Raw genomic sequence first — 23,754 nt, 5'->3', positions numbered from 1 at the left:
TTAAAATTATCGAAAATTCATCTCAACTATATATTGTTATGTTATATAATAATATTTATAATAACAAATATAACAAAATAATAACAAAGGTTCATTTGTTATTATTACCCTTCTCTATCTGAACCACAAATTATACCCATTGAAGAAAGGTTGATGATATGAAACTGCAGGGATATATCGCAGGGATGACCTGGGGATTCATGGGCGAACGTGGCACTTGGGCCAACACTACTGCTGCATTTTCTATGGAGCAAATGTCAGCTACGACGCAAGTCAACTGGACCGCCATAGCCTTCTCAGCGATGCAAAAAACCGCTCATTCCACTGAAATCCCCTTCTGGGAGAATCCTACAGTAAGTGATGATGAGGTGAAATGGGCTATTCATAAAGCCCGATCACTAGGTTTGAAGATCTGTTTGAAGCCCATCGTCAATTGTTCTGACGGGACTTGGCGGGCTCATATTAATTTCTTTGACAAGGATGTACCTTGTGAGCCGAAATGGTCTCAGTGGTTCCATTCCTACAACCGTTACATCATCCATTACGCTAGAATCGCCGAAGAGACGGGATGCGAAATGTTCTGCATTGGCTGTGAAATGGTACAAACGGATCGCCGTGAGACAGAATGGCGCAACCTCATATCGGAGGTAAGGGCAGTCTACTCCGGACTTATCACCTATAACTGTGATAAATATCAAGAAGATAACGTATCTTGGTGGGATGCCTTGGACATCATTTCATCCAGCGGTTACTATCCCATCCATGATTGGGAACTACAGTTAGATCGGATAGAGACTGTCGTTATGGAATATAACAAGCCCTTCTTCTTCATGGAAGCAGGATGTCCAAGTCGGACAGGTTCAAGTGCTATTCCGAATGATTGGATGCTAGTCGGTAATCCCAACGAATCGGAACAGGCAGAATTTTACCGTACGATGTTCAGTGCTTGTGAGGCCAGGTCGTGGGTTCAAGGATTTATGCTCTGGGATTGGCCAGCAGTCCTTTATCCTCAGGAAATAGCCCCCACTAACGACGATTACTGTGTTTTCGGCAAAGAAGCTGAGTCTGTTGTTGCAGAGCACTACGTTTCAAAGACCAGGGAATTCGTAGACGTAAAGGAGAGTGAAATAAATTAATGAATCATACAGATTGGAAGCGCCAACTTGAAGAGGAGTTACAAGATAATATATTGTCTTTCTGGCTTGAACACACGCTGGATGAAGTAAATGGTGGGTTTATCAGTCATATCGATCAAGCGATGAATAAAGATGACCAATCTGATAAAGGTCTCGTACTAACTGCCCGAATATTATGGACTTTCGCCGCAGCTTCCCGCAAGTATCCTAACAACAGGAAATACTTGGAGATGGCGGATCGGGCTTATACTTATCTGCAGAGTAAATTTGTAGATCCGGTGTACGGTGGATTATTTTGGACGGTCAATTATCAAGGGAATCCCATGCAGGATAAAAAGCAAGTATACGGTCAGGCTTTTGTTATATATGCGCTAGCTGAATATTTTTTAGCCACAGGCCGTGAGGAACTGAAGGATCAAGCCAGTGAGTTATTCTATCTGCTGGAGAAACATAGTTACGATTCTATAAACCAAGGATATGTTGAAGCATTAGCCAGAGATTGGCGGCAGACGGATGACTTAACGCTGAGCGATAAGGACCTGAATGAGAAGAAATCTATGAACACACATCTCCATGTTCTTGAGGCTTATACAAACCTATACCGAATTTGGCCTTCTGCTGATTTAAAAGAGAAGCTGAAAGAATTAATTGAAGTAACCATGAATCATATTATCGATCCGGATAGCTTCCACTTCCGTCTCTTCTTCGATGAAGAATGGACTATCAAGTCCCATCACATCTCCTACGGTCATGATATCGAGGGAAGTTGGTTACTCGTTGAAGCAGCCGAAGTTCTCGGTGATTCAGAGCTCTTGAGCCAGGTGCAACATATTGCCGTTCAGATGGCTGAAGCTGTTTTAGTAAAAGGCGTAGACGAAGATGGCGGTATCTGGAATGAAGCCGATGAGAGTGGTATTACAGACAGCAATAAAGATTGGTGGCCGCAAGCGGAAGCTATGATCGGCTTCTACAACGCCTTTCAATTGACAGGGGATTCCAAGTTTGAAGAAGCCTCCCTACGTTCATGGAACTTTATTCGTAATTATATTGTCGATCAGATTCACGGTGAGTGGTACTGGTCTGTCAACCAACAAGGAGTTCCCCTGACTCACGATCCCAAAGTAAGTGTCTGGAAATGTCCTTACCATAACGGGAGAGCATGCTTGGAAATGTTACATCGATTGAACAGTAATCACAACCATCATTCATAAAAAAAATATATGGAGGTTTACACATGACATCAATTTATAATGAACGCAAAACGGAACTAACCGCTCGTTACGAGAAACTTATCGCACGCCCCAATCAAAAAATCCCTTTTGGTAATGGGATCTATGACCGCTATCAGAACCCTCTTCTAACTGCCGAGCATGCTCCCCTCATTTGGAAATATGATTTCAATCCAGAGAGCAATCCCTTCTTTTCCGAACGACTTGGAATCAATGGAGTATTTAACCCTGGAGCTATCGAAATAAACGGTACATTTTATCTGGTAGCCCGTGTTGAAGGAGTGGACCGCAAATCATTTTTTGCAATAGCTGAAAGTGACAACGGTGTAGAAGGATTCCGTTTCTGGGATCATCCTGTAGTTATGCCTGAGACAGAAGACCCTGACATTAATGTCTACGATATGCGACTCGTACAACATGAAGACGGCTGGATTTACGGCCTGTTCTGTACGGAACGTAAGGATCCTGATGCTCCAAGAGGCGACTTGTCCAGCGCTACAGCCCAATGCGGGATCGCTCGTACCAAAGACCTGAAGTCGTGGGAACGTCTCGCTGACTTGAAAACCAAATCTCCACAGCAACGCAACGTGGTGCTACATCCCGAGTTTGTAGATGGAAAGTACGCCTTCTATACTCGCCCTCAAGATGGATTCATCGACACCGGATCAGGCGGAGGGATCGGTTGGGGTATCGCAGACTCCATTGAAAATGCCATCATTGATGAGGAAATCATCGTCGATGAGCGTCAATATCATACGATTAAGGAAGTTAAAAACGGTCAAGGCCCTGCTCCAATCCGCACACCTAAGGGATGGTTACATATTGCGCATGGTGTACGAAATACCGCTGCAGGACTCCGTTACGTGTTGTACGCATTCCTTACTGACCTAAATGACCCTCATCGCGTCATCTATTCGCCAGGAGGTCATTTGATTGCTCCGGAAGGCGAAGAACGTGTTGGCGACGTATCTAACGTTGTATTCTGTAACGGCGTGATCGCCCGCGATAACGGTGAAGTGTACATATATTACGCTTCTTCCGATACGCGAATTCATGTGGCAACAACAACCCTAGACCGCTTGCTCGACTATGTGATCAACACGCCGCAAGACCCGCTTCGTACTTACGCCTGCGTTCAGCAGCGTATTGAGCTAGTTAACCGTAATTTATCACTTGTAAAATAACACGATTGCATACAAAAAGAGGCTGCGATTATTCTCGCGGCCTCTTATCAATTCAACTCACATTCGTCTAGGAACCCGCTACGATAACGGATTATCCTGTCCATCACATGGCCCTTCCGACCTCAGTGACTCGGCTCAGCCGTGGAATCGCGGTGGACGACATCCACCGCAATCAATATTTTCTCCTGTGCCATTCCTGGGTTACTCAGTCGATCCATGAGCATCCTAACTGCCCTTTGCCCCATTTGCTCCTTCGGAACATTTACCGTCGTGAGTGCAGGCTGACTCCGAAGTGAGTCATCAATGTTATCAAACCCAGTAACTGAAATGTCATCTGGAACCGTCAGTCCCAGGGAGTTTAGCACTGTTGTAACCGTAATTGCGATCAAATCGTTAGCACAGACCAAAGCTGTCGGCAGTGTCTTCGAGTCTATTCTTCGCTGGGCCCATTCTATAAATCGTTCTTGAAATTGCCCTGTTTCAATACCTTCAAGCATCAGCATATCATCGTGATCTTCCTGCGGCTTCAAGCCGTTATCCTCCAATGTACTGCGAAACCCAATCCACCGGTCACGAAAACTCCGTGAGAAGGATGCATTACCAAGAAAATGCAGATCTCTATGCCCCAGACCAATTAAATGATTCACAATACGCGCTATCCCATCGGGGTTATTAGCAAATATCGTATCGGAAGGAATAAGGTAATCTTCATGATCAACGAGTACCATCGGAAAGCCAGTGCGATGCGCTTCTAATAACAGCGAGGTCTCAATCTGTCCCACGCCCACCATACCTAATATCCCTTCCGGATTTATTGCTTGTAAGAAATGATCTCCCCGCGGCTCTGAAACGATAATCATACCCAAACTTCGGAGCTCAAGTTCTCGCGAAATGCCTTCCAATACTTTGCCCCAGTACAATGAATCCTTGTTCTGAAAGCGGATATTGGGCATAAGAACAAGAACCGTCCCTTGATTAGGATCAGTCGATAAGGGAATGCTCGTAGGCACAATATTTTTAACGTATCCGCTCTTTTGCGTAAAATAACCGAGTTGAGAAGCAGCTTGAATGACCCGCTCTTTCGTCGTTTCATTAACGCCACCTTTGCCCGATAGAGCTTTGGAGACGACAAACTTCGAGACGCCCAAATGATCGGCAATTTGCTGCATCGTAATTTTTTTCAAAAGAAAACCCCTCCGGGAAACATATGAACGCTAACAGTTTGTATCATAATATAATGTTAGTATAACAAATTTATCTCTCTCAACAAACTACGCATCCAGAATTAATTGTATTCCCTCTTCCATTCACTCTGTAGAGGAGTCAAACCACGAAGCTACCCAATGGATCCCCCTCTTGGATACCTGCTGTAACAACTTAGCTGTCTTATCTGCTAATCGATCCACAGGGGGCTGCTGAGGAGGAGGAAGCAACAAATCAGCCGGCGTCTGAACCGTCTCTACAGGAGCCACTGATGGAGTGGGTTTCTGCTGTATCGTACTTTCTGGCACAACGCTTTGACCAGCAGGGGCCACAACCTGGCCTGTAACGGTAGATGCACCGTTATCTAGGCTTGGTCCATAAGTGGTTCGTGTACCCGACTCCGCCATCTGCATCCCAAAGGTAACGCCTACTACAAGTAGGATGCCATACAGCAGACCATTTCTCATCGTTTTGGCCATGGAGATCACTCTCTTCCATCTAAATTACCTTCTCTCCAACCTCGTCCATTATGACTTTTTGCTCGTTGCAGTTTTCTTTTCTGGTGTGGATACCTTCTTATTATCCTTGGTCAAAGAGCTTGCTTTATCTGCACTTTGGCTTTCCCAATACAGATCTGCCAGTATCCCGGCCAATACTTTAGTCGTCCGTTCTAGTTCTTCCTTCGTATTGTCTATCCCGCCGATCTCGATTAATATGCTCTCAGGTGATATAGACTGGTTATACTCCCCGTTTCCTTGCGATGATGTTTTGCCCCAGATCCCTCGTGATATGCCTGAGTAGGACTTCTCTAGACGATCATGAATGGAACTCGCAAATGCTTCATTCTTCTGCCAGTTCTCGTTACCGTGACCAATGATAAAATACACTTGCGCATAAGTCTCTCCATTGATCGTTGTCGTTGTTTTCTCATGACGCTGCGAATCTCTGTGAATGTCGATAAAATATTGCAGCTTACCGTTTTCCGCCATAGCTTGCTTAATCGTTTCGCGCGTATATTTGTAGGAATAATTATAATTATAGCCACTTACTGTAGCCGCATAGTTCTCATAAGCATGGAGAGAAGCAACACCTTTACGTTCGAGTTCCTTAGAAAGGATGTCTCCGACGAGCCCTACATTCTTCTTGCGATCTGTCGACCCAGGGTTATCGATGTCCTTGCCCAATAGTGGATTATATGATTCTTGTGGATGAGAATGATAGATCATGAAGATATTCTTGTTCCCAGGTTTGATGGCTGGATCTTCCGGATCCTTCGTTCCCCCATCTGGGGCTTCAGAAGGTTCAGGTTGCCCTGATTCAACATCAGGCTCTGGATGTGTAATGTCTCCTGGATCCTGATGATCGGGTGCACTTCCTTCCGCTCCAGTCCCAGGGCGATAGTCCTCCGGTGCCTGCACCGTCTCGTTCCCCGATCCAGTACGCAGCAGTATGGGGCTATCTGCACCTAAGCCTGGCACTTCACGAGCAACAAGGCTTTTCGGATCAGAGGGATTAATATCCGTCAGCAATTGAAACACAAACGTAGTCATTTGTTTTCCCGAAAAGGTGGGGGCTTGCTTCTCCGTTGTACTTTGTGGCAATTCCATACCTAGCATTCCGATAAAAAAATTGCTCGACAGGGAAGACGCTAATCCCTTCATAGAGGTAACAGGTGAAGTGTTGAAGTGTTTCTCTGCAATACCGCCAAACCCTAACAAAACAAAAAATACCACGGATAGAACCGACAGTAGCAGAAACGTTTGGCCCATGGCGAGCACATGCATTAGATTACGTCTCATCTTTCCAACGTTCCAGGTTCTGAATTTCATATTCGTATGTCCTCCTTCAGACAATAGATGACTTTTTGAACATCTCTATTAATACGAGTTCAAAAAATCGACTATTCAGCACCGAGAAGGTGATTTCGAACCGAAAAAGGAGTAGCGGAATGTAGGCAAACCTACATGAGCAACGGACTTTGAGGGTTGGAATCAGATTCGATGCCGAATGTACTTCTTGAATTACTACGTGATCAATAGATGATTTTTTGAACATCTCTATATTTCAAATCTATGAACCTACTGCGGAAGATAGAACCCCAATTCTCACAAAAAAAAGAAGTTCGCTAGATTGCGAACTTCATAGATTGTTCTGTTAGGGGTGGGTGCTACTCTAATTAATGCGTGTAAGCAGCCACGTTATCTCGATCTACCGCTTCATGCAGTGCACGATTTAGCCCAGTCGCAATAATATTAGCGATATCTTCAATGAATTCATCGATCTCCTTCGGTGTCACAATCAGATCATGTCCGAGGGGTTCCAGCACTTCTTTTACCAGACCTAGTCGCTCTCCTTCATTCAAATCGGTGAGGAGCCCCATAATCTGCTTGCTCTGAGCTTGATCTCCGCCACTTTCGTCATTGAAGTGTGCTGTCATCATATCAAACACATTGTTCACAATCGTGGAGGCGTAACACACAGTTGGGACACCAATAGCGATACAAGGAACACCTAAAATTTCCTTCGTAAGACCCCGCCGTTTATTTCCAATGCCTGAACCTGGATGAATACCAATGTCAGCAACCTGGATGGTAGTGTTGACCCTTTCCAGCGATCTAGAAGCCAGGGCATCAATCGCAATAATCAAATCAGGTTTCGTACGATCAACAATTCCTTGTACAACATCGCTTGATTCGATACCTGTAAGACCAAGTACTCCTGGAGCGATCGCGCTAACATCACGGTATCCTGGAGACACCTGATCTGGCGTTAATTCGAAGAAATGGCGTGTAACCATGACATTCTCTACGACGAGGGGACCAAGTGAATCTGGTGTCACGTTCCAGTTGCCTAACCCGACGATAAGCACCTTGGCATTAGACTGTATTCCAAGCTTCTTCATGAATCCAGAAAATTCCTTAGCGAAAACACTCGAAACTTTTTCCTGAAGCTCAGTATCCTGACTACGTAGGCCCGGAACTTCAAATGTAATATAATGTCCTTTAACCCTACCAATCTTCTGTGATGCTGCCTCGTCCTGAACATCAAGCCGTGTAACCTTAATACCATCCAGTTCATCTATATCCTCATGCAGTCCCGGCACGGGACCACCATGCTCGGCCTCTGCAATCGCTTTAGACTCCACTGCCAAATCGGTGCGAACCGAATACTCCCGTAAATCCAAATTCATGTCTTGTTGTCCTCCTTTTCCTTACTTGCCTATATTGTGTGGGAGAGACAAACCGATTATGCAGACTTTACGATTTATGATGAATTTATTGCTTTTTAACCTGCTGCGTGATAAAATATTTTAAGTTGTGAATCATCTGGGTTGATATATATGCTTTACAGGAGGTGAATGCAATGCCTAACATTAAATCAGCAATCAAACGTGTAAAAACGAACGACAAGCGCCGCGCTCTTAACATTTCGCAAAAGTCCGCTCTACGTACAGTGGTGAAAACTGCCGATACTGCTCTAGCGAACAACGAAGTGGAAGTAGCTAAAACCGCTTTCGCAGCTGCTACTAAGAAATTGGACAAAGCCGTATCTAAAGGTTTGATCCATAAGAATGCAGCTTCCCGTAAGAAATCCCGCTTGGCTAAAAAATTAAACGCCCTTACGTCCCAACAAGCGTAAGAGTCGCTATTTATAAACTTAAGCCTAAAAAGACCTGGACGAATTCGTTCAGGTCTTTTTGGTGCAGGATATTGATTTTATTTGCTAATTGCGTACCCCAGTCCATATAAGTTCACCTTGCTTATTCATATATCCCTCAATGTAGCCATCTGTACCTTGGGGCGTCTCATTTAGCTTCACATACACCCAGGCTAAGTCGCCAACAAATGAGTCTGCCCATTCCAAATCAGCCTTTACAACGAACTTCCCAGTCTTATTAATAAACCCGTATTTCTGGCCGGTACTTGCTGGTGCCAGACCATCTACGAATCGTCCGCCTGCTGTAAGATTGAGGATCTTTTTCTTACCTTGTTTATCAATATAGAAAGATTTTCCGTTCCTTTCTACAAAAGCCAACCCTTCAGAAAAAGGCTGGGCAGCAGTAAACTGTGGGGTAAGAATATACTTACCCTTACGATCGATATATCCATACTTTCCATTCACATTCACAACAGCTGCTCCATCCGAGAAAGGGCCGGCATAAGTATAGCGAGCGGGAATAACCATCTTGCCCGATTTATCAATATAAGCGTACTTACCTCTGACCGTCAATTGAACGACAGCCAATCCTTCAGAGAAATCAGTCGTACTACTGAAACGCAAAGGAATAGCCTGTGCTCCGTTCTTATCGATGTAGCCGCCAGCTTTGCCCATATTCACCCGGGCCAGCCCTTCTTTAAAATGTGATGCACGATGAAACACAGGTTCAACGACTTGCTGGCCCTTATCATTCACATAACCGTATCTCTTAACATAGGTTCCGTCCGATTGAATAACCTTCTGTTCATATACAGCCATTCCTTCAGATAAATAGCTACATTGATTGATCTGACATTCAAAGAGCTCATTTCCATTGGCATCATAATATACTTGTATCCCTTTGGATTGATCTATTACATAAACTGACTGCGCATGTACATATTCAGAGCCAGCCCCGTCGTACACAGCTTTAATGATTTCTTTCCCTGTACTATCAATAAATCCATATTTCCCGTCTCTCCAAATCACATATAACTGTTTACTAACAGTTTCAACCTCACTTAAGGCCGGTTTGAGATTAGGTAACGCATCAGCTCTTACAACTCCAACACTCATAAAACTTAATATCAATATCAAGGCACAAGAGAGCATCATTTTTTTCAACGTAATTTCCTCCCCATATCAAATCAACACATATTTATGACTGACATGGTGATTAACGTATTTATACTGCTAGCTTTAGTAAAAATAATTCCAATCCAAGAACTTTGTCGATTCGCCCGCTCTTCATCTGGTAATCGAGCTGAGCCAATTCCGATAGTACCCCTCGAAGTTTGGCTGGTTCAAATTTACGGGCCTGCTCGCCCGCGATCTTAACCGCATAGGGGTGTAGCCCTAGCTGAGAAGCAATCTGCTGCTGCGAATAGCTCTGACGAGCCAAATCTTTCACCTGCAACATGATTCGGAACTGACGTGCGATTAACGCAGCAATTTTGATCGGTTCCTCACGCTGTTTCAGTAAATCGTAGAAAATATCCATGGCTTGCTCCAGCTTCAATCCAGCGATGCACTCGACCATCACAAACACATTCTGCTCTGTACTGCGCGCAACAAGTAGATTAATAGCGTCTACACCGATTACACCGCCCTTACCCGCGTACAAACATAGCTTGTCCATCTCAGTAGCCAAAGCAGCCATCTGTACACCAGCGGCCGTAATCAAAGCCTCAGCAGCATCTCGTCCAATCGTACATCCTTGCTTCTCTGCCTGACGGGCAACCCACTGCGTAAGTTCCCCCCCGCCTAGAGGCATGAAGGATAACACCGTAGCCGCCGTCTTCATCGTTTTGACTATCTTCTTACGCTCGTCCAGTTTCTCCCCTTGGACTACAAAGACAATCACGCTATGCGGAGCAGGATTCTCAATATATGATAGTAAGGCTTCTACTTTATGCTGAATCTTGCCGCCTTCTTTTCCCGCTGTAAATAGTGACGAATCACGAACAAGGATTAGTTTACGTTCTACGAGGAAAGGTAACGTCTCTGCCTCTTCTATTACAACTTCGATTGGTGTTTCAACTAGATCAAACGTGGCTATCCCGAAATCTTGTTGATCTCGATCAACTATCGTCTCTTTGAGTACACCTATAAATTCCTGTATCTGATATTTCTCGGTACCATAACATAAATAAAGCGGGGATACATGCCCCTGCTTGATTTCCTTGATCGCCGCTTTAGCGTCCATTTGGCATCCCCTTCCACATTTATATCTATAATCCGTTTGCCATAAGGTATATAGTTTCACCCTTAAGACCCCATTACTTCTTACTATAATACTTCGATTTTTTGGATTAGTCGAATGCATCTATTGTAGTGCTCGTAACACGACAGAGGGACCTTTCGCCTCACAGCGAAAGATCCCTCTGTCCCGGAACATCTATATAAACGCGGGCTGAAAAGCTCTAGAAACATTCCCGCCAGCGGTCATACGACGATTCAGGGTCATTCATTTTTATCTCTATAATACTTAACCTATTCCATATCTCCGTAAATGGTGCAAACTTCATATCTATGGAGTAACAGTTTCCGTGTTAGCAGCTTTCTCCGGATCAATTGTATATGAAGTCTTCTCTCCGTTCAGCTCAACCTCATAAGAGAATGACTTGCTATCAGGCGACCATGCTCCATTGACCCAGTTGCCCTCAATCGATTGGTCAACGATTAGAGTTCGTTCTACTTCGGGGGTAACTACTTTATATAAATATAGATGTCCGTCCAGCAATTCAGTTTGAAAGATACCATTAGGGGAAGTCCAATGATTCGTTGCAGCCATCGGAGCAGTCCCTACATCCCCCTCATCGTTCTCCAAAAGAAAACTTCTAATCGATTGCTCTGGATCCAATCCTACATCTTCACTATTTCCTGTAGAGGGGGATGCCCCAAGGGATTGATTGCTATCCTTTTGATCTCCACTATTGGAAGGCGTAGCTGCCTCGCGGTTAGAATCCTTGGGTTTATCACCACTAACGGCTGGCACCTCTTTATCCGCTTTGTACGGTTGTTGTACAGGCTCGGAGACCTCTGTCGGGGAGCTTGCTTCGGCAGGGGCATCATTCCCTCCCAGCGCATTATCTCCTTTACCGGTATCCGCTACGGAATCCTCAGTTACTACTTTATCCATAGTAGCCCCATCATAAGGTGCTTGGTCTCCACTTGAACTCTCCGTCTCCGAACTAGTGAAACTAAGGGAGTTACTTTGATTCGTTGACTTCATTTCTGCATTAGGTATCGTTTGCGGTTCGTATTGGGTTATAAAGATCCCTAAAATCACAGCAGCTGCTATAGTTCCTAGTGCACCTGTCTTATATAGACGGCCCCGCCGCGAACTTGGTTTGCGCTGAGTCCTACGGTTCGGATCAAACTCTAGAGGAAGGGAAACCACAGGTGACATTTCTTCAGCTGCGCTTTCTTCTTCCTGACGTTCCCGGTCAATGGCGTCCAATCGAGGGAGAATTGCATCAACAATACTATACTTTGGAACAACTAAGGGAAGCTCATCCAACTGAGCGGATAGCTTCTGTAGAAGTTCAAACTTCTCGGCGCAATCCTCACAGTGACGAAGATGCCCGAACAGAAGAAGGCTCTCTTCTTCGTTCAAATCATGGTCTACATAACGATGCATCCATTCCACCACCTCCGGGCAAATCATCCTGATACACCACCTTTCTGATAATCTTGGAGTAAATGTTGTAGCTGCTGTCTGGCCCTAAAGAGATAAGATTTAACCGTATTCAACGGTAAGTCCAAACAGTCAGCAATTTCGTTATACGATAAATCCTGTAAATATCTTAGAACGATAACAGTTCGATGCTGCTCTGGGAGCTGCTCGATCGCTTCACGAATATCCTGTGCAATATAGCCGGACATTACTTCACGTTCGACACTCTCTTTTCCTTCAAACACAAGTTCATGTTCATCAATCGAAACAGTCGGCTTGTTTCTCCGAAATTTATCAATGCAAATATTCCTGACGATTCTTTGCACCCACGTTTTGAATTGCGCTTTTTCTTCATAGGAATTAATTTTTGTATAAACTCGGATAAGTGCCTCCTGAGCTGCATCATGAGCATCTTGCTCATTGTTTAGAATATAATAAGCTGTCTTGTACACATCATTTTCAATCTCTCGCAATAGGGTGATTAGAGCGTCGCGATCGCCCGTTTGAGCGGCTCTGATGAGTCCATGCTCCACCACAAAGGCTCCCCCTTCCTTGCAACCTTACAGACGATATTGTCCGACAATATGTTGCAAACTTGTTTCTTTTTTTGATCTTCTTTTTTGATTAGAATTTTTCATGTATAAAAGGAATGTTATGATATCAATCTCATCTAGGATACCAAAAAAAACATGTCAAGTCACCCAGACACACTTTGGGCAGAATCCCCCCGCCAATACAGAGATAATTGAATACGCTCCTACCGTTCAGTTAGGGCAATCTTCGGCGTACTCTTAATTCACCTGCTTGTACTTCCATTTGAACCTCACCATCCACATCGGTACGCAAGATATTAGCTCCTTGCCCTGATAACCGCTCTACTACTGCGGGATAAGGATGTCCATAGCTGTTGGTGGCACCCACGGATATAACCGCCATCTTGGGATTCCAGTAGTTAAGCCATGTCGCGGAGGTCGATGTTTTACTCCCATGGTGAGCTACCTTCATCACATCTATGAGCATAGCGCTACCGCCGCCCTGATTACCTTTTTCCATGGCCACAATCTCCTGCTCGGCTGCTTCATCCATATCCCCAGTAAATAGAAATGAAACTCCGTCCATTTGTAACCGGAATACCACCGACTCATGATTTTGTTCTTTTATATAGGGAATTTCTCCTGTCCCCTCATTTGCAGACAAGGGAAACAAGAATTCGAATGTCGTCAATTCATCTGGCTTAAGTGTCATGCCCCGTGAAACGGAGTAAATCTGTATATCCTTGGTAATCGCCGTAGACATCAGCTTCGTCACCGTCTTCGAATCAGTTAAACTTCCATTCATCAACAATGAATGAACAGGAAACTGCTCTAGAACGGCTTGCAATCCACCCACATGGTCCTGATCGCCGTGCGTCATAATAACAGCATCGAGAGAATGAATGCCTCGCTTCTTAAGTAGAGGAACAACTGTCTTAGCCCCAACTTCAAAGGGGTCCTTTCGATCCCGCCAACTTTCGCTGGGTTTTCTAAAAGACACAGTCCCCCCTCCGTCCACCAATATATTTTTACCGCTTGGTGTAGTGATGAGAATACAATCGCCTTGACCGACATCTATAAACTGTACATGACCTATCCCTTTACGATTAACAGGTTGATATCCCGTATATAGCAGCATGACCACCATGGCACTTAGCGTCACTCTTATTCCTATCCTTTTCCACGCTAGACGGAAGCTTCTGTCATCGAAGCCACGCTGCATCTCCATTCCCTGAAGAGGTAGAAGCGGAACCGTATCGTTCATAGCTGTAACTGTGGCATGCTGATGCAGTCTGACCCTTTGAGAACCACAGTACAACAGAAGATATACGCCCCCGTAGAAAGCCATGATCCACAGCAGGGAGGGAGACTTCCAGTACGTCATAAATCCATTTAGTCCATTCAACCATTCTGTTACTAGAAACGTAGCCGAATTCAGGAATTTTATAGGGTATGCAATCCACTTTCCTAACGGCAGCCAGATCATACCGAGTAACAAAGCAGCAGTTCCGACTGGTAACGTAATGATACTGATCACAGGAACCAAACATAAATTAGCTACTAGCGATAGTAACGAAAATTGGTTGAAATAATATAGCGTCAGTGGAAAAGAAACAATCTGCGCAGCAACAGTAATAGCCACAGCCCCTCGAATTTTCTGAGGGAGCCAAGAGAAATAAGGTACCATCAAAGGAACAAATAGAACTAATCCCGTAGTGACGGTGAATGAGAGCTGGAAGCTAACATTTAGCAAGAAATAAGGTTCCCATATTAACATCAGAAGAGCCGCTGCAGCCAGCACGTTTAACCCGTCCTTTAGTAGGCCTCGCTGCAGTAAATATACGCCAAGCATTGACATAATCCCAGAGCGAATGACCGATGGAGAGAAGCCCGTGATCAACACATAAGCAGGAAGAAACCAGAAGACAACAAGTAATGCTCTCTCCTTCGTTACCCGACATAGTCTAAGCGCAGCAAAGATGAGACCCACATTAATCGCCACATGACTACCTGAAATAGCCAATATATGTGTCAGTCCAAGCCCAGTAAACTGCTCATATTTATCACGCTCTAATTCATCGGATAATCCAATAATGAGCCCCTTCATGTAGCCAGCCTGCCAACCCGGAAATAATCGCCCAATGATGTCTCCGATACCAGCGCGCAAGTTGTCAATCCACCCGAAGAAGGTAGCTGTATTGAAAGACCCCGCTGCGTTCTCAACCGCCGAGGCTCCGTTAGCCTTTATTAACCAATGAATCCGCTTATTATGTAAATAATCAAAATAATTGAATCCTCCGAAATTTGTAGCTGTTCCGGGACGTCCCAAACTACCACTCAGTTTGATGTCCTCCCCGCGTCGCCATTTCTCTGCAATCTCAAGTTCCTCAATTGTGGAAAGTCGAAGCTGTACCGTCACTCGTTCTCCAGCAGCTGCCCTTTCTTCGGCAAGAGAATTTGTGCCACTTCCTGAAGAATTAACAAGCCCGATCATTGAAAGTGACATATCAAAACTAACACGATCTCCATCGATTTCTACCGCAGAAATAATCGTCCCTTCTGCTTGAACCGCCGCCCCATCAACCATGGGTACTGTACGATCAGCATGCAATGCATCCGGAATGTGGCTCACATTTCTCCCATCGTTATATATCCAATAAGCAGCACCCAACGAGAAAATCAGCCAGAGGATTAGAATTCGTGTCCACGGAACATACCTTATCGCCACCAGAAGCGGGCAGAACATCGACACTCCAGCCCATAACAACCAAAGTGTTGACCCTTCATATAGACTGGCCATTCCGCTGCCAACAATCCAGCAACAGGCTGCCGCTGTGAGCGGTCTACGATTCATCTTATGTAACCCCCCTCTTTTACAAATCTCGCTATCTACACGCAAAAAAGAACCCCCTCTGCCATTACCAGCAGATGGAGGTTCTTCCCCAATCGATCTTATATTCCGATTTAAATTACAATCATCTTAAACATTAATAGTTAATCTTCTACCTTACCCACTGCTTCTTGTGGAGGTTGATATGCATCCAAACGACGGAACGATATCCCTTTCTGATCCATCATTGCAGTTACCTTCTCCGCATCCTTCAGGTAAGGACGATGGAATACGATTTCCGTAATTCCGCTGTTCGCAAGCATATTCGCGCATGTCCAACAAGGTTGATCCGTAACGTAGACACTGGATCCCTCACGATCAATCCGATCCGTGAACAGTAGCAAATTTTGCTCCGCGTGAATGGTTCTCACGCAGCGCTGTTTTTTGATCATCTTCTCCTCGGCATCCACCGTAACCAATTCGTACTCTTCCGCAATCATACAGCCGGCTTCCGAACAATCGGGAACACCGGATGGTGCCCCATTATACGCTGTTCCGAGCAGCTTCTTACCTTGAACCAACACAGCACCGACATGCCGCCGATTACATCGTGAACGTGTCGACACCATATAAGCAATATCCATGAAATACGTATCCCAATCTTTACGTGTGTCATGATTCATCCTAATTGTCTCCTGTTCTTAAAGCCCAATATGAGGCTTCATTTTTTGCAGCATTTTGTCACCGATTCCCTTCACCTTTGTAAGATCACTTACAGAGATGAAAGCACCATGTGTATTCCGATAATCAACTATGGCCTGCGCCTTTTTCTCGCCAATACCTGGAATGTCCTGTAGCTCAGCCAATCCCGCCGTATTAATGTTAATCAGGTCGCTCTGTTGTTGCTGTTGCTGCACTGGTGAAGTCGCAGTATCTGATATCTCCTGCTTGCTTATATCAGCGGGCTTAACAACGTCAGTTACTGCATTACCAGGTGGATTATCCACAGCATCAACATTTTTCTCCATAGCCGATACAACTTCGCTATTAACAGGAACCCATCCTTCAATGCCCGAGTTCCCATTTCCTCCAACAGCCACAAACATGAGCCCAGCCCCAATTATCGCCGAAACAACCGCAATTAACATATACTCTTTTTTCATCCCATGCACCCCATCTCAAAAGAATCTGTCTTTCAAAGTCATGAAGATCCATTCAAGATGCATACATATATAAATGACGAAGATATGTGCAATTTGCACGGAAAGGGGATCAGGATGAAGGTAACTTTCATCGGGACAGGATCTATGGGTAGTTTACTAATTGGAGCCTTCCTGCGTTCCGGTGCTTTACAACCGCACAACATCTATGCCACCAATCGTTCATCACATAAAGCAGAACTGTTAGCCAAACGGCATCCAGGACTTCATATCACGCATAGCAACGTTGAAGCAGCGCGAGGGAGCCATATTATATTCCTATGTGTGAAACCACTCGATTTCCCAAGCGTCATTTCAGAAATCCGTGACGTATTAACTGCAGATCAAATCGTCATCTCTATCACAAGCCCTGTCCTCATCCAAATGCTTGAGAATCTTATCCCATCGAAAGTTGCTAAAATCATACCTAGCATCACGAATTCAGTACATAGTGGAGCTTCACTCTGCATCTACGGCAAGCGAATCCAACCAGAGAACCGAATCCTACTGAAACAACTCATGTCTTCTGTGGGAACTCCTCTTGCCCTTAGAGAGACGGAAACACGGATCGCCTCGGACATTGCAAGCTGTGGTCCTGCCTTCATCTCATACATCCTACAGCAATGGATAGATTCTGCCACAGAGCTCACGGGCATCTCAAGAAGAGAAGCCACCATCCTGGGAGCAGAAATGCTTGTAGGTACCGGCAAATTGCTAACAGAAGGTGGCTTCACACTCGAAGAGTTACAACAACGTGTTGCTGTCCCTGGTGGAGTTACTGCCCAAGGATTAGCGATTCTAGAATCACGCCTACAGGGCGTGTTCCCCAGCTTGATTGAAGTCACTCATCGGAAATACGATGAGGACCTCAGTAAGCTAGAAATTTCGTTTAACAACATCGCTCAGAACACTCGAGGCTGATAAATTGTCACTAGCATTCGCAGCAAGTTTACCTTATGACTTAGCCAACCACGATATTGACGAGTTTACCAGGCACAGCTATAACTTTGCGAATTGTTTTTCCTTCTATAGCTTGCTTCACGCTAGCAAGATTCAAGCTATGGTCTTGCATTGCTGCTTGATCAAGGTCTTTGGAAATTTTGGTCCGGTCTACGATTTTACCATTGACCTGAACAACAATTTCAACTTCAGACTCAACCGTCCATGCTTCATCAAAGGTCGGCCATGGTTCGTAAGTGATACTTTCGTTGTGACCAAGCCGTTCCCATAATTCTTCGGCGATATGAGGCGCAAGTGGAGCTAACATTTGCACAAAGTTCTCAGCCGCTTTTTTAGGAATTGTGTCTGTTTTGTAAGCTTCATTAACGAAGATCATCAATTGGCTTATCGCTGTATTGAAACGAAGTGCTTCCAAATCTTCCGTCACTTTCTTGATACTCTTGTGCCAAGTACGTTTAAAGTCATCACTGCCTTGGTCATCTGAAATTTTTGCATTCAGAGTTCCATCTTCTGTGATAAATAAGCGCCATACTCGAGCCAAGAAACGATGTACACCTTCTACGCCGTTAACATTCCATGGTTTGGTTGCTTCCAATGGACCCATGAACATTTCATATACGCGTAGAGTATCTGCGCCTTGAGCATTAACGATCTCATCAGGATTAATAACATTCCCGCGGGATTTACTCATTTTTTCATTGTTATCTCCGAGGATCATTCCTTGATTGACAAGCTTATGGAATGGCTCTTTCGTCGATACAACACCTAGATCGTACAGTACTTTATGCCAGAAGCGGGCATACAACAAGTGAAGAACCGCATGTTCAGCACCGCCGATATAGAGATCCACAGGCAACCATTGCTCTTGCTTCTCTGGAGAGCAAAGTTCCTTATCGTTATGAGGATCGATATACCGTAAATAGTACCAGCAGCTTCCCGCCCATTGCGGCATCGTATTCGTCTCGCGGCGGGCCGGCATGCCGGTCTCTGGATCGGTTGTATTCACCCACTCAGATACGTTAGCAAGTGGAGATTCGCCTGTACCGGATGGTTTGATCTGATCCACATCTGGTAAGAGCAGCGGTAACTGATCTTCAGGAACTGGCTTCATCGTACCGTCTTCTAAATGCAGAATTGGAATAGGCTCACCCCAATAACGTTGGCGGCTGAACAACCAATCACGAAGACGATACGTGATTTTGCCACGGCCTTTACCGTTCTCTTCCAACCAAGTAATCATCACTTTCTTCGCTTCATCATTGCGAAGTCCATTAAGGAAATCGGAGTTAACATGTGGGCCATCGCCAGCATAAGGTTCATTAGCAAGATCTCCACCAGATACAACCTCAATAATATCCAATTGGAACTGTTTCGCGAATTCGTAGTCACGCTCGTCATGTCCTGGAACCGCCATGATCGCACCAGTACCATAACCAGCCAATACGTAATCTGCGATCCAGATCGGTAGTTTTGCACCATTCACAGGATTAATCGCGTACGCACCAGTGAATACACCTGTCTTATCCTTAGCTAGATCCGTCCGTTCCAGATCACTCTTACGACTCGCCTGCTCTTGATATGCCTTAATAGCATCCCGCTGAGCATCCGTCATAATCTTAGCAACTAGGTCATGTTCCGGTGCAAGCACCGCGTAGCTGGCGCCAAATAGTGTATCTGGACGAGTTGTAAAGACAGTTAAATTCTCATCATGTCCTTCAATCTCGAACACAACTTCTGCACCTTCGGATTTGCCAATCCAGTTACGTTGCATGTCCTTGATGCTCTCTGTCCAATCCAGCTCTTCTAGATCTTCCAACAATCTCTCTGCATAATCCGTTATCTTCAGTATCCATTGACGCATTGGCTTACGGACAACTGGATGTCCACCACGCTCACTCTTGCCATCGATAACTTCCTCGTTCGCCAGTACCGTTCCAAGTGCGGGACACCAGTTAACAGGTACTTCAGCCACATAAGCAAGACCCTTATTAAAGAGCTGAATGAAAATCCATTGGGTCCATTTATAATACTCTGGATCCGTCGTACTGATCTCTCGATCCCAATCGTAAGAAAATCCGAGCGATTTAATCTGACGTCGGAAATTGTCAATGTTCTTAACTGTAAAGTGGCGAGGATGCTCACCCGTATCAAGAGCATGTTGCTCTGCTGGCAAACCAAATGCATCCCAACCCATTGGATGAAGTACATTGTAGCCACGCATCCGTTTGTAACGGGAAATGATGTCTGTTGCCGTGTAACCTTCAGGATGGCCTACATGTAACCCTGCTCCTGAGGGATAAGGGAACATATCTAACGCATAAAACTTTGGTTTCCCTGATTCTTCCCGAGTCTTAAATGTTTCATGTTTGTCCCAATATGCCTGCCATTTCGGTTCAATGGACTGTGCATTGTAAAAGTCGCGAGATACTGTTGTGTCACTCATGTTAAATCCTCCTTCAAATGTAAAAAAAACCTCTCAATCCATAGCGAATCATCGCTAGGGACGAGAGGTATATTCCCGTGGTACCACCCTAGTTAGTGTCGGACATGCTTTGTCCTCCACTCACTTTGCACCCTTAACGCGGGTGAGAACGATGATGTTACACATGAATCGAAAATATTAAGGAAAATAAATTCCTTATTCCCAAACATGCTTGCATCATAAGCTCCAAGGTGAGTTCATTTATGCTGCCCAACGGCTTTCACCAATCGCCGTCTCTCTGGGTGGACATCACGAAACTACTACTCCTTGTCATCGCAAATTATTTCGATTTATTCACCCACCATTATATCTAAAATAGTCGAAAAGTCAATACACCCTAGTCGAAACCCGTTCTTACTCTAACCTGTTGCACCGGATCTACCTAGATTTATATTCTTATTTAATCTTCTCTCGGAGTACCATTGAATCATTGCAGCAACCGTAACACAGTCTAGTATAATAATCATGGGCATGACTGTGAAATTATATCTCGTTTCTGGTACAAACAACAAACGCAGCGTGGACATAGCTACCACGATCGTAACTAGTAGAAATCCTGGACTTTTCCATAGGCGAATCCCTCGAACGAAACTTAATGGGAACAACCCGATCAATCCCCAATGAAGAATGTTCTGCGGAAGAATTGGAATGACCGTATAAAAAGGAGTATGACCGCTTCCCGAAAACATTTTCCCATATATGTAAGCTAATTTCCCCACCGTATACCATGTAACATATTTCAAAGTATGCTCTGTAAAACCAACGCGTATCCGTTCCTTGGCAACTTCCATCTGAGTTTTACCCTTCGTCTCAACCATTCTGTCAGCATAATTCTTATAAGGGTACGTTCCAGCAGCAAAAGGATTCACTTGAGTTGAGGCAATAATCACCTTGTTCAAAGTAATCATATTTCGGATAACCCATGGGGATAGAATAATAGCTGTGCCCACTACTGAAATGAGTAATAACTTCAGGATCTTCATAAAGTTCCTCTGCCACAAATATCCCACGCCATGGCTCACCAGTAGGATCGGTAGAAATTCAGATCGAACAAGCACAGTTAGTCCCAGTAAAGCACCGCTTAATAGCGCAAAAGACATCTTTTTCTGCTCCAAAGAAATCAATTGAACATAGATATACAACGTTAAGAAAAAAGTACATAAAACCTCAGTAAGAACGGCTCCATTACTCCATATGAATGATGGATATACAGCACCAATAGCGGCAGCGCCCAGCCCAACTCCAGCCCCTCCCAGCCTTCTGGCTAGGCGGTAGATTAGATATAAAGTGAACATACTAAGAAACACTTGAATCAACCGAATCATATAAAACGGATCATGTTTGGTGTAATCCACCATTTTATAAACGATAGCCATGAATGCTGGATATCCTGGTGTTACTTTTGCATTCGGCTCAGTATCTTTGTACGCATACACACCATCCTCAATCCATTGTCTGACCATCACATCATATCCCTTAGAATCATGAGATAGATTATGCTCGACAGAATTAAGGAAGTCCATTCTCAGATAAACGGCTAGTATAAACACTAGCAATAAAGACATTAAGATAACCGGCCTAGTATCCCGAAATACAGTAACCATGATTCGTTTCATTACATTGGGCTTTCCCGTAATATCCATTGTCAATTGAACAACCTCCAAGAACGATTAGGTGTAATTGGTTATATTTACCTATAGTATATCGTAAGTTTCAACATATATCTCCAATTTTTATCACTAGAACAAAGAAGGCCGCCTAAGATTAGGCGACCTTCTTTGTTCTAAACTTTATATCATTCAATTCAAGAAACTTAAACTTCCAATATTGAAGGCATGATATGAGGCGTTCTGCCAACTTCCTTCGTGAAATGTCTCCGAAGCACTTTATAAGTGGTCCGAGTCCAGGCGGCGTGATCATACTCTTGCCGCTCTCTCAGTTTATTGAGATTCCGCTTCAACATCATTTCAGCACGTCTCAATAATGGGCGGGCATCTTGCATATATACAAAACCTCTAGTCACAATATCAGGGCCTGATAGAATTTGTTGCGTTGTTTTGTCCACAGTCATGACCACAATAACGATTCCCTCTTGGGCCAATTCTCCCCGTTCTTCTAGCAAAGCATCCTCAAAGGTTCTCATCTCACCATTGCTGATAAATACTTCTCCCGCTGGAATAGTTCTCCCACGTTTAGCGCGGTTACGATACACCGAAAGTGTATCACCAATATCCATTATGAATACGCGTTCTTCTGGGATCCCCGTCTGGATAGCCAAGTTTCGATGACTAAGTAGCATACGATATTCCCCATGAATAGGAATGAAATATTTAGGGCGTATAAAACTTAACATTAGCTTCAAATCTTCGCGACATCCGTGACCCGAGGTATGAATACCTACGCTATTTCCATAAATCACATTGGCTCCTGCCCGCATTAATAAATCGATACTTCGGTTAATATTCTGCGTATTTCCAGGAATCGGTGAAGAGGAGAAGATAACGGAATCACCTGGATATATTTGCACGGTTCTATGGGAACCTGAAGCAATTCGGCTGAGCGCCGCATTAGGCTCACCTTGACTACCAGTACATACGATTAGAATCTGCTGATCTTCAAAACGATCAATTTGTTTGATGTCGATCATCATCCCGTCAGGAATACGGATATAGCCAAGCTCCTGAGCGATTGTGAATACCTTTTCCATACTCCGTCCGAGAACGGCAATTGTTCGGTTACATAAGATCGCTGCCTCTACAACCTGTTGAAGTCTGTGAACGTTAGAGGCGAAAGTCGCAAATAGAATCCGTCCTTCACACTTCTGGAAAGAGTCTAAAATAGCATCTCCTACTTTTCGTTCCGAAGGCGTGAAACCCTCCTTCTCACTATTCGTACTATCTGCTAGTAAAGCCAAGACTCCTCCTCCGCCAACACTTGCCATCTTGGGTAGGTCGGCCAGTCTATCTTCAGGTGTGAAGTCAAATTTGAAGTCACCCGTATGAACGACAGATCCGTATGGAGTTTCCACAACTATACCGAATGCGTCGGGAATACTGTGGGTTGTCCGGAAAAAGTGCACGCTTAAATGTTGGAAAGTATACCGATCGTTCTCTTGGAAAACGTGAAGCTCAGTTTGCCCACGTAGACGATATTCTTCCAATTTCGCCTTCACCAAACCAATGGTAAGCGCACCACCATAGATCGGAATTTGCAGTTGACGAAGCAGGAATGGAATCGCACCAATGTGATCCTCATGTCCATGTGTTAGAAATAAGCCTTTAATTTTGTGACTATTATTAACCAAATAAGTTATATCCGGAATAATATAGTCTATCCCTGATAGACGAGAATCTGGGAACTTTAGCCCTGCATCAATGAGTATGATCTCATTCTTAAACTCGATACCGTACATGTTCTTACCGATTTCACCAATGCCGCCTAGTGAAAAAATTCGGACGGGTGGTGGGGATGATTTGGAGCGACGTGTTCTTACAGGTGTAGTAGCTATTTCATTCATTATGTGATTAATCCTCTCTGGCAAAATATAGATAGACCCCAATGGGTCGTAATTAATTCGATATGTTCTTAGTCTTCGTTCCGTAACTTATATGTTGTTAATTCAC

General features: G+C 44.4%; 19 protein-coding genes and 1 other annotated feature. Of the genes, 5 read left to right on the top strand and 14 right to left on the bottom strand.

Annotated features, from left to right (window positions below; genetic code table 11):
* Nucleotides 1-158: 158 nt before the first annotated feature.
* The 3 genes from EJP82_RS11800 to EJP82_RS11790 are packed head-to-tail and all read left to right on the top strand — an operon-like array spanning nt 159 to nt 3,549.
* Entirely contained in the window at nt 159-1,136 is a 978-nt protein-coding gene (locus EJP82_RS11800; RefSeq protein WP_127192263.1) for a glycoside hydrolase family 113, read from the top strand.
* Nucleotides 1,136-2,347 carry an AGE family epimerase/isomerase gene (locus EJP82_RS11795; protein ID WP_127192262.1) on the top strand — a complete coding sequence of 404 codons (1,212 nt, stop codon included), beginning with the start codon at nt 1,136-1,138 and terminating at the stop codon, nt 2,345-2,347. The genes EJP82_RS11800 and EJP82_RS11795 overlap by 1 nt, the downstream gene beginning before the upstream one ends.
* 23 nt (nt 2,348-2,370) lie before the next feature.
* A complete protein-coding gene (locus tag EJP82_RS11790) occupies nt 2,371-3,549 on the top strand; it encodes a glycoside hydrolase family 130 protein (protein ID WP_127192261.1) in 1,179 nt (392 codons plus the stop codon).
* Between the two features lie 122 nt (nt 3,550-3,671).
* Here EJP82_RS11790 and EJP82_RS11785 read toward each other — a convergent pair whose 3' ends face one another.
* From EJP82_RS11785 to gpr, 4 genes are all read right to left on the bottom strand, one after another.
* Nucleotides 3,672-4,733: a LacI family DNA-binding transcriptional regulator gene (locus EJP82_RS11785; protein WP_246054053.1), complete on the bottom strand. Its 1,062-nt coding sequence runs from the start codon at nt 4,731-4,733 to the stop codon at nt 3,672-3,674.
* A gap of 123 nt (nt 4,734-4,856) precedes the next feature.
* Complete coding sequence (locus tag EJP82_RS11780; RefSeq protein ID WP_127192260.1) at nt 4,857-5,231, bottom strand: hypothetical protein; 375 nt, start codon at nt 5,229-5,231, stop codon at nt 4,857-4,859.
* 48 nt (nt 5,232-5,279) lie between these two features.
* Complete coding sequence (locus tag EJP82_RS11775) at nt 5,280-6,581, bottom strand: stage II sporulation protein P (protein WP_127192259.1); 1,302 nt, start codon at nt 6,579-6,581, stop codon at nt 5,280-5,282.
* 347 nt (nt 6,582-6,928) lie between these two features.
* A complete protein-coding gene (gene gpr / locus EJP82_RS11770; protein ID WP_127192258.1) occupies nt 6,929-7,942 on the bottom strand; it encodes a GPR endopeptidase in 1,014 nt (337 codons plus the stop codon).
* Nucleotides 7,943-8,115: 173 nt separating this feature from the next.
* Here gpr and rpsT point away from each other — a divergent pair, with 173 nt between their 5' ends.
* Nucleotides 8,116-8,391 (top strand): 30S ribosomal protein S20, encoded by a 276-nt coding sequence (gene rpsT, locus EJP82_RS11765; protein ID WP_127192257.1) that lies wholly within the window; start codon nt 8,116-8,118, stop codon nt 8,389-8,391.
* A gap of 84 nt (nt 8,392-8,475) precedes the next feature.
* Here rpsT and EJP82_RS11760 read toward each other — a convergent pair whose 3' ends face one another.
* The 7 genes from EJP82_RS11760 to EJP82_RS11730 form a co-directional block, all read right to left on the bottom strand.
* Nucleotides 8,476-9,564 carry a WG repeat-containing protein gene (locus tag EJP82_RS11760; RefSeq protein ID WP_246054064.1) on the bottom strand — a complete coding sequence of 363 codons (1,089 nt, stop codon included), beginning with the start codon at nt 9,562-9,564 and terminating at the stop codon, nt 8,476-8,478.
* A 70-nt stretch (nt 9,565-9,634) separates the two neighbouring features.
* The gene (gene holA, locus EJP82_RS11755) at nt 9,635-10,654 is read right to left on the bottom strand and encodes a DNA polymerase III subunit delta (protein WP_127192255.1); all 1,020 of its coding nucleotides are present in this window, start codon (nt 10,652-10,654) and stop codon (nt 9,635-9,637) included.
* A 324-nt stretch (nt 10,655-10,978) separates the two neighbouring features.
* Complete coding sequence (locus tag EJP82_RS11750) at nt 10,979-12,118, bottom strand: zf-HC2 domain-containing protein (protein ID WP_127192254.1); 1,140 nt, start codon at nt 12,116-12,118, stop codon at nt 10,979-10,981.
* Complete coding sequence (locus tag EJP82_RS11745; protein WP_127192253.1) at nt 12,115-12,663, bottom strand: RNA polymerase sigma factor; 549 nt, start codon at nt 12,661-12,663, stop codon at nt 12,115-12,117. Before EJP82_RS11745 ends, EJP82_RS11750 begins: the two co-directional genes overlap by 4 nt.
* A 232-nt stretch (nt 12,664-12,895) precedes the next feature.
* Complete coding sequence (locus EJP82_RS11740; RefSeq protein WP_127192252.1) at nt 12,896-15,514, bottom strand: DNA internalization-related competence protein ComEC/Rec2; 2,619 nt, start codon at nt 15,512-15,514, stop codon at nt 12,896-12,898.
* Nucleotides 15,515-15,654: 140 nt separating this feature from the next.
* On the bottom strand, nt 15,655-16,173 hold the full coding sequence (locus tag EJP82_RS11735) for a deoxycytidylate deaminase (protein WP_127192251.1): 519 nt from the start codon (nt 16,171-16,173) through the stop codon (nt 15,655-15,657).
* Between the two features lie 18 nt (nt 16,174-16,191).
* A complete protein-coding gene (locus EJP82_RS11730; protein ID WP_127192250.1) occupies nt 16,192-16,653 on the bottom strand; it encodes a ComEA family DNA-binding protein in 462 nt (153 codons plus the stop codon).
* Nucleotides 16,654-16,767: 114 nt separating this feature from the next.
* On the opposite strand from EJP82_RS11730, the gene comER reads away from it, so the two are divergent.
* Nucleotides 16,768-17,610 (top strand): late competence protein ComER, encoded by an 843-nt coding sequence (gene comER, locus EJP82_RS11725; protein WP_127192249.1) that lies wholly within the window; start codon nt 16,768-16,770, stop codon nt 17,608-17,610.
* Nucleotides 17,611-17,650: 40 nt separating this feature from the next.
* Here comER and leuS read toward each other — a convergent pair whose 3' ends face one another.
* The 3 genes from leuS to rnjA form a co-directional block, all read right to left on the bottom strand.
* The gene (gene leuS, locus EJP82_RS11720) at nt 17,651-20,092 is read right to left on the bottom strand and encodes a leucine--tRNA ligase (protein ID WP_127192248.1); all 2,442 of its coding nucleotides are present in this window, start codon (nt 20,090-20,092) and stop codon (nt 17,651-17,653) included.
* 53 nt (nt 20,093-20,145) lie between these two features.
* Nucleotides 20,146-20,414, bottom strand: a binding site (T-box leader).
* A gap of 76 nt (nt 20,415-20,490) precedes the next feature.
* Nucleotides 20,491-21,774, bottom strand: a complete 1,284-nt coding sequence (locus tag EJP82_RS11715) for a glycosyltransferase family 39 protein (RefSeq protein ID WP_246054062.1) — start codon at nt 21,772-21,774, stop codon at nt 20,491-20,493.
* A gap of 170 nt (nt 21,775-21,944) precedes the next feature.
* Entirely contained in the window at nt 21,945-23,648 is a 1,704-nt protein-coding gene (rnjA, locus tag EJP82_RS11710; protein ID WP_127192246.1) for a ribonuclease J1, read from the bottom strand.
* Nucleotides 23,649-23,754 lie beyond the last annotated feature (106 nt).

It is taken from the genome of Paenibacillus anaericanus, assembly GCF_003994475.1.
Lineage (GTDB): Bacteria > Bacillota > Bacilli > Paenibacillales > Paenibacillaceae > Fontibacillus > Fontibacillus anaericanus.
Note: the sequence above shows the minus strand (reverse complement) of the source record. Positions and strands in the feature narration are given on the sequence as shown.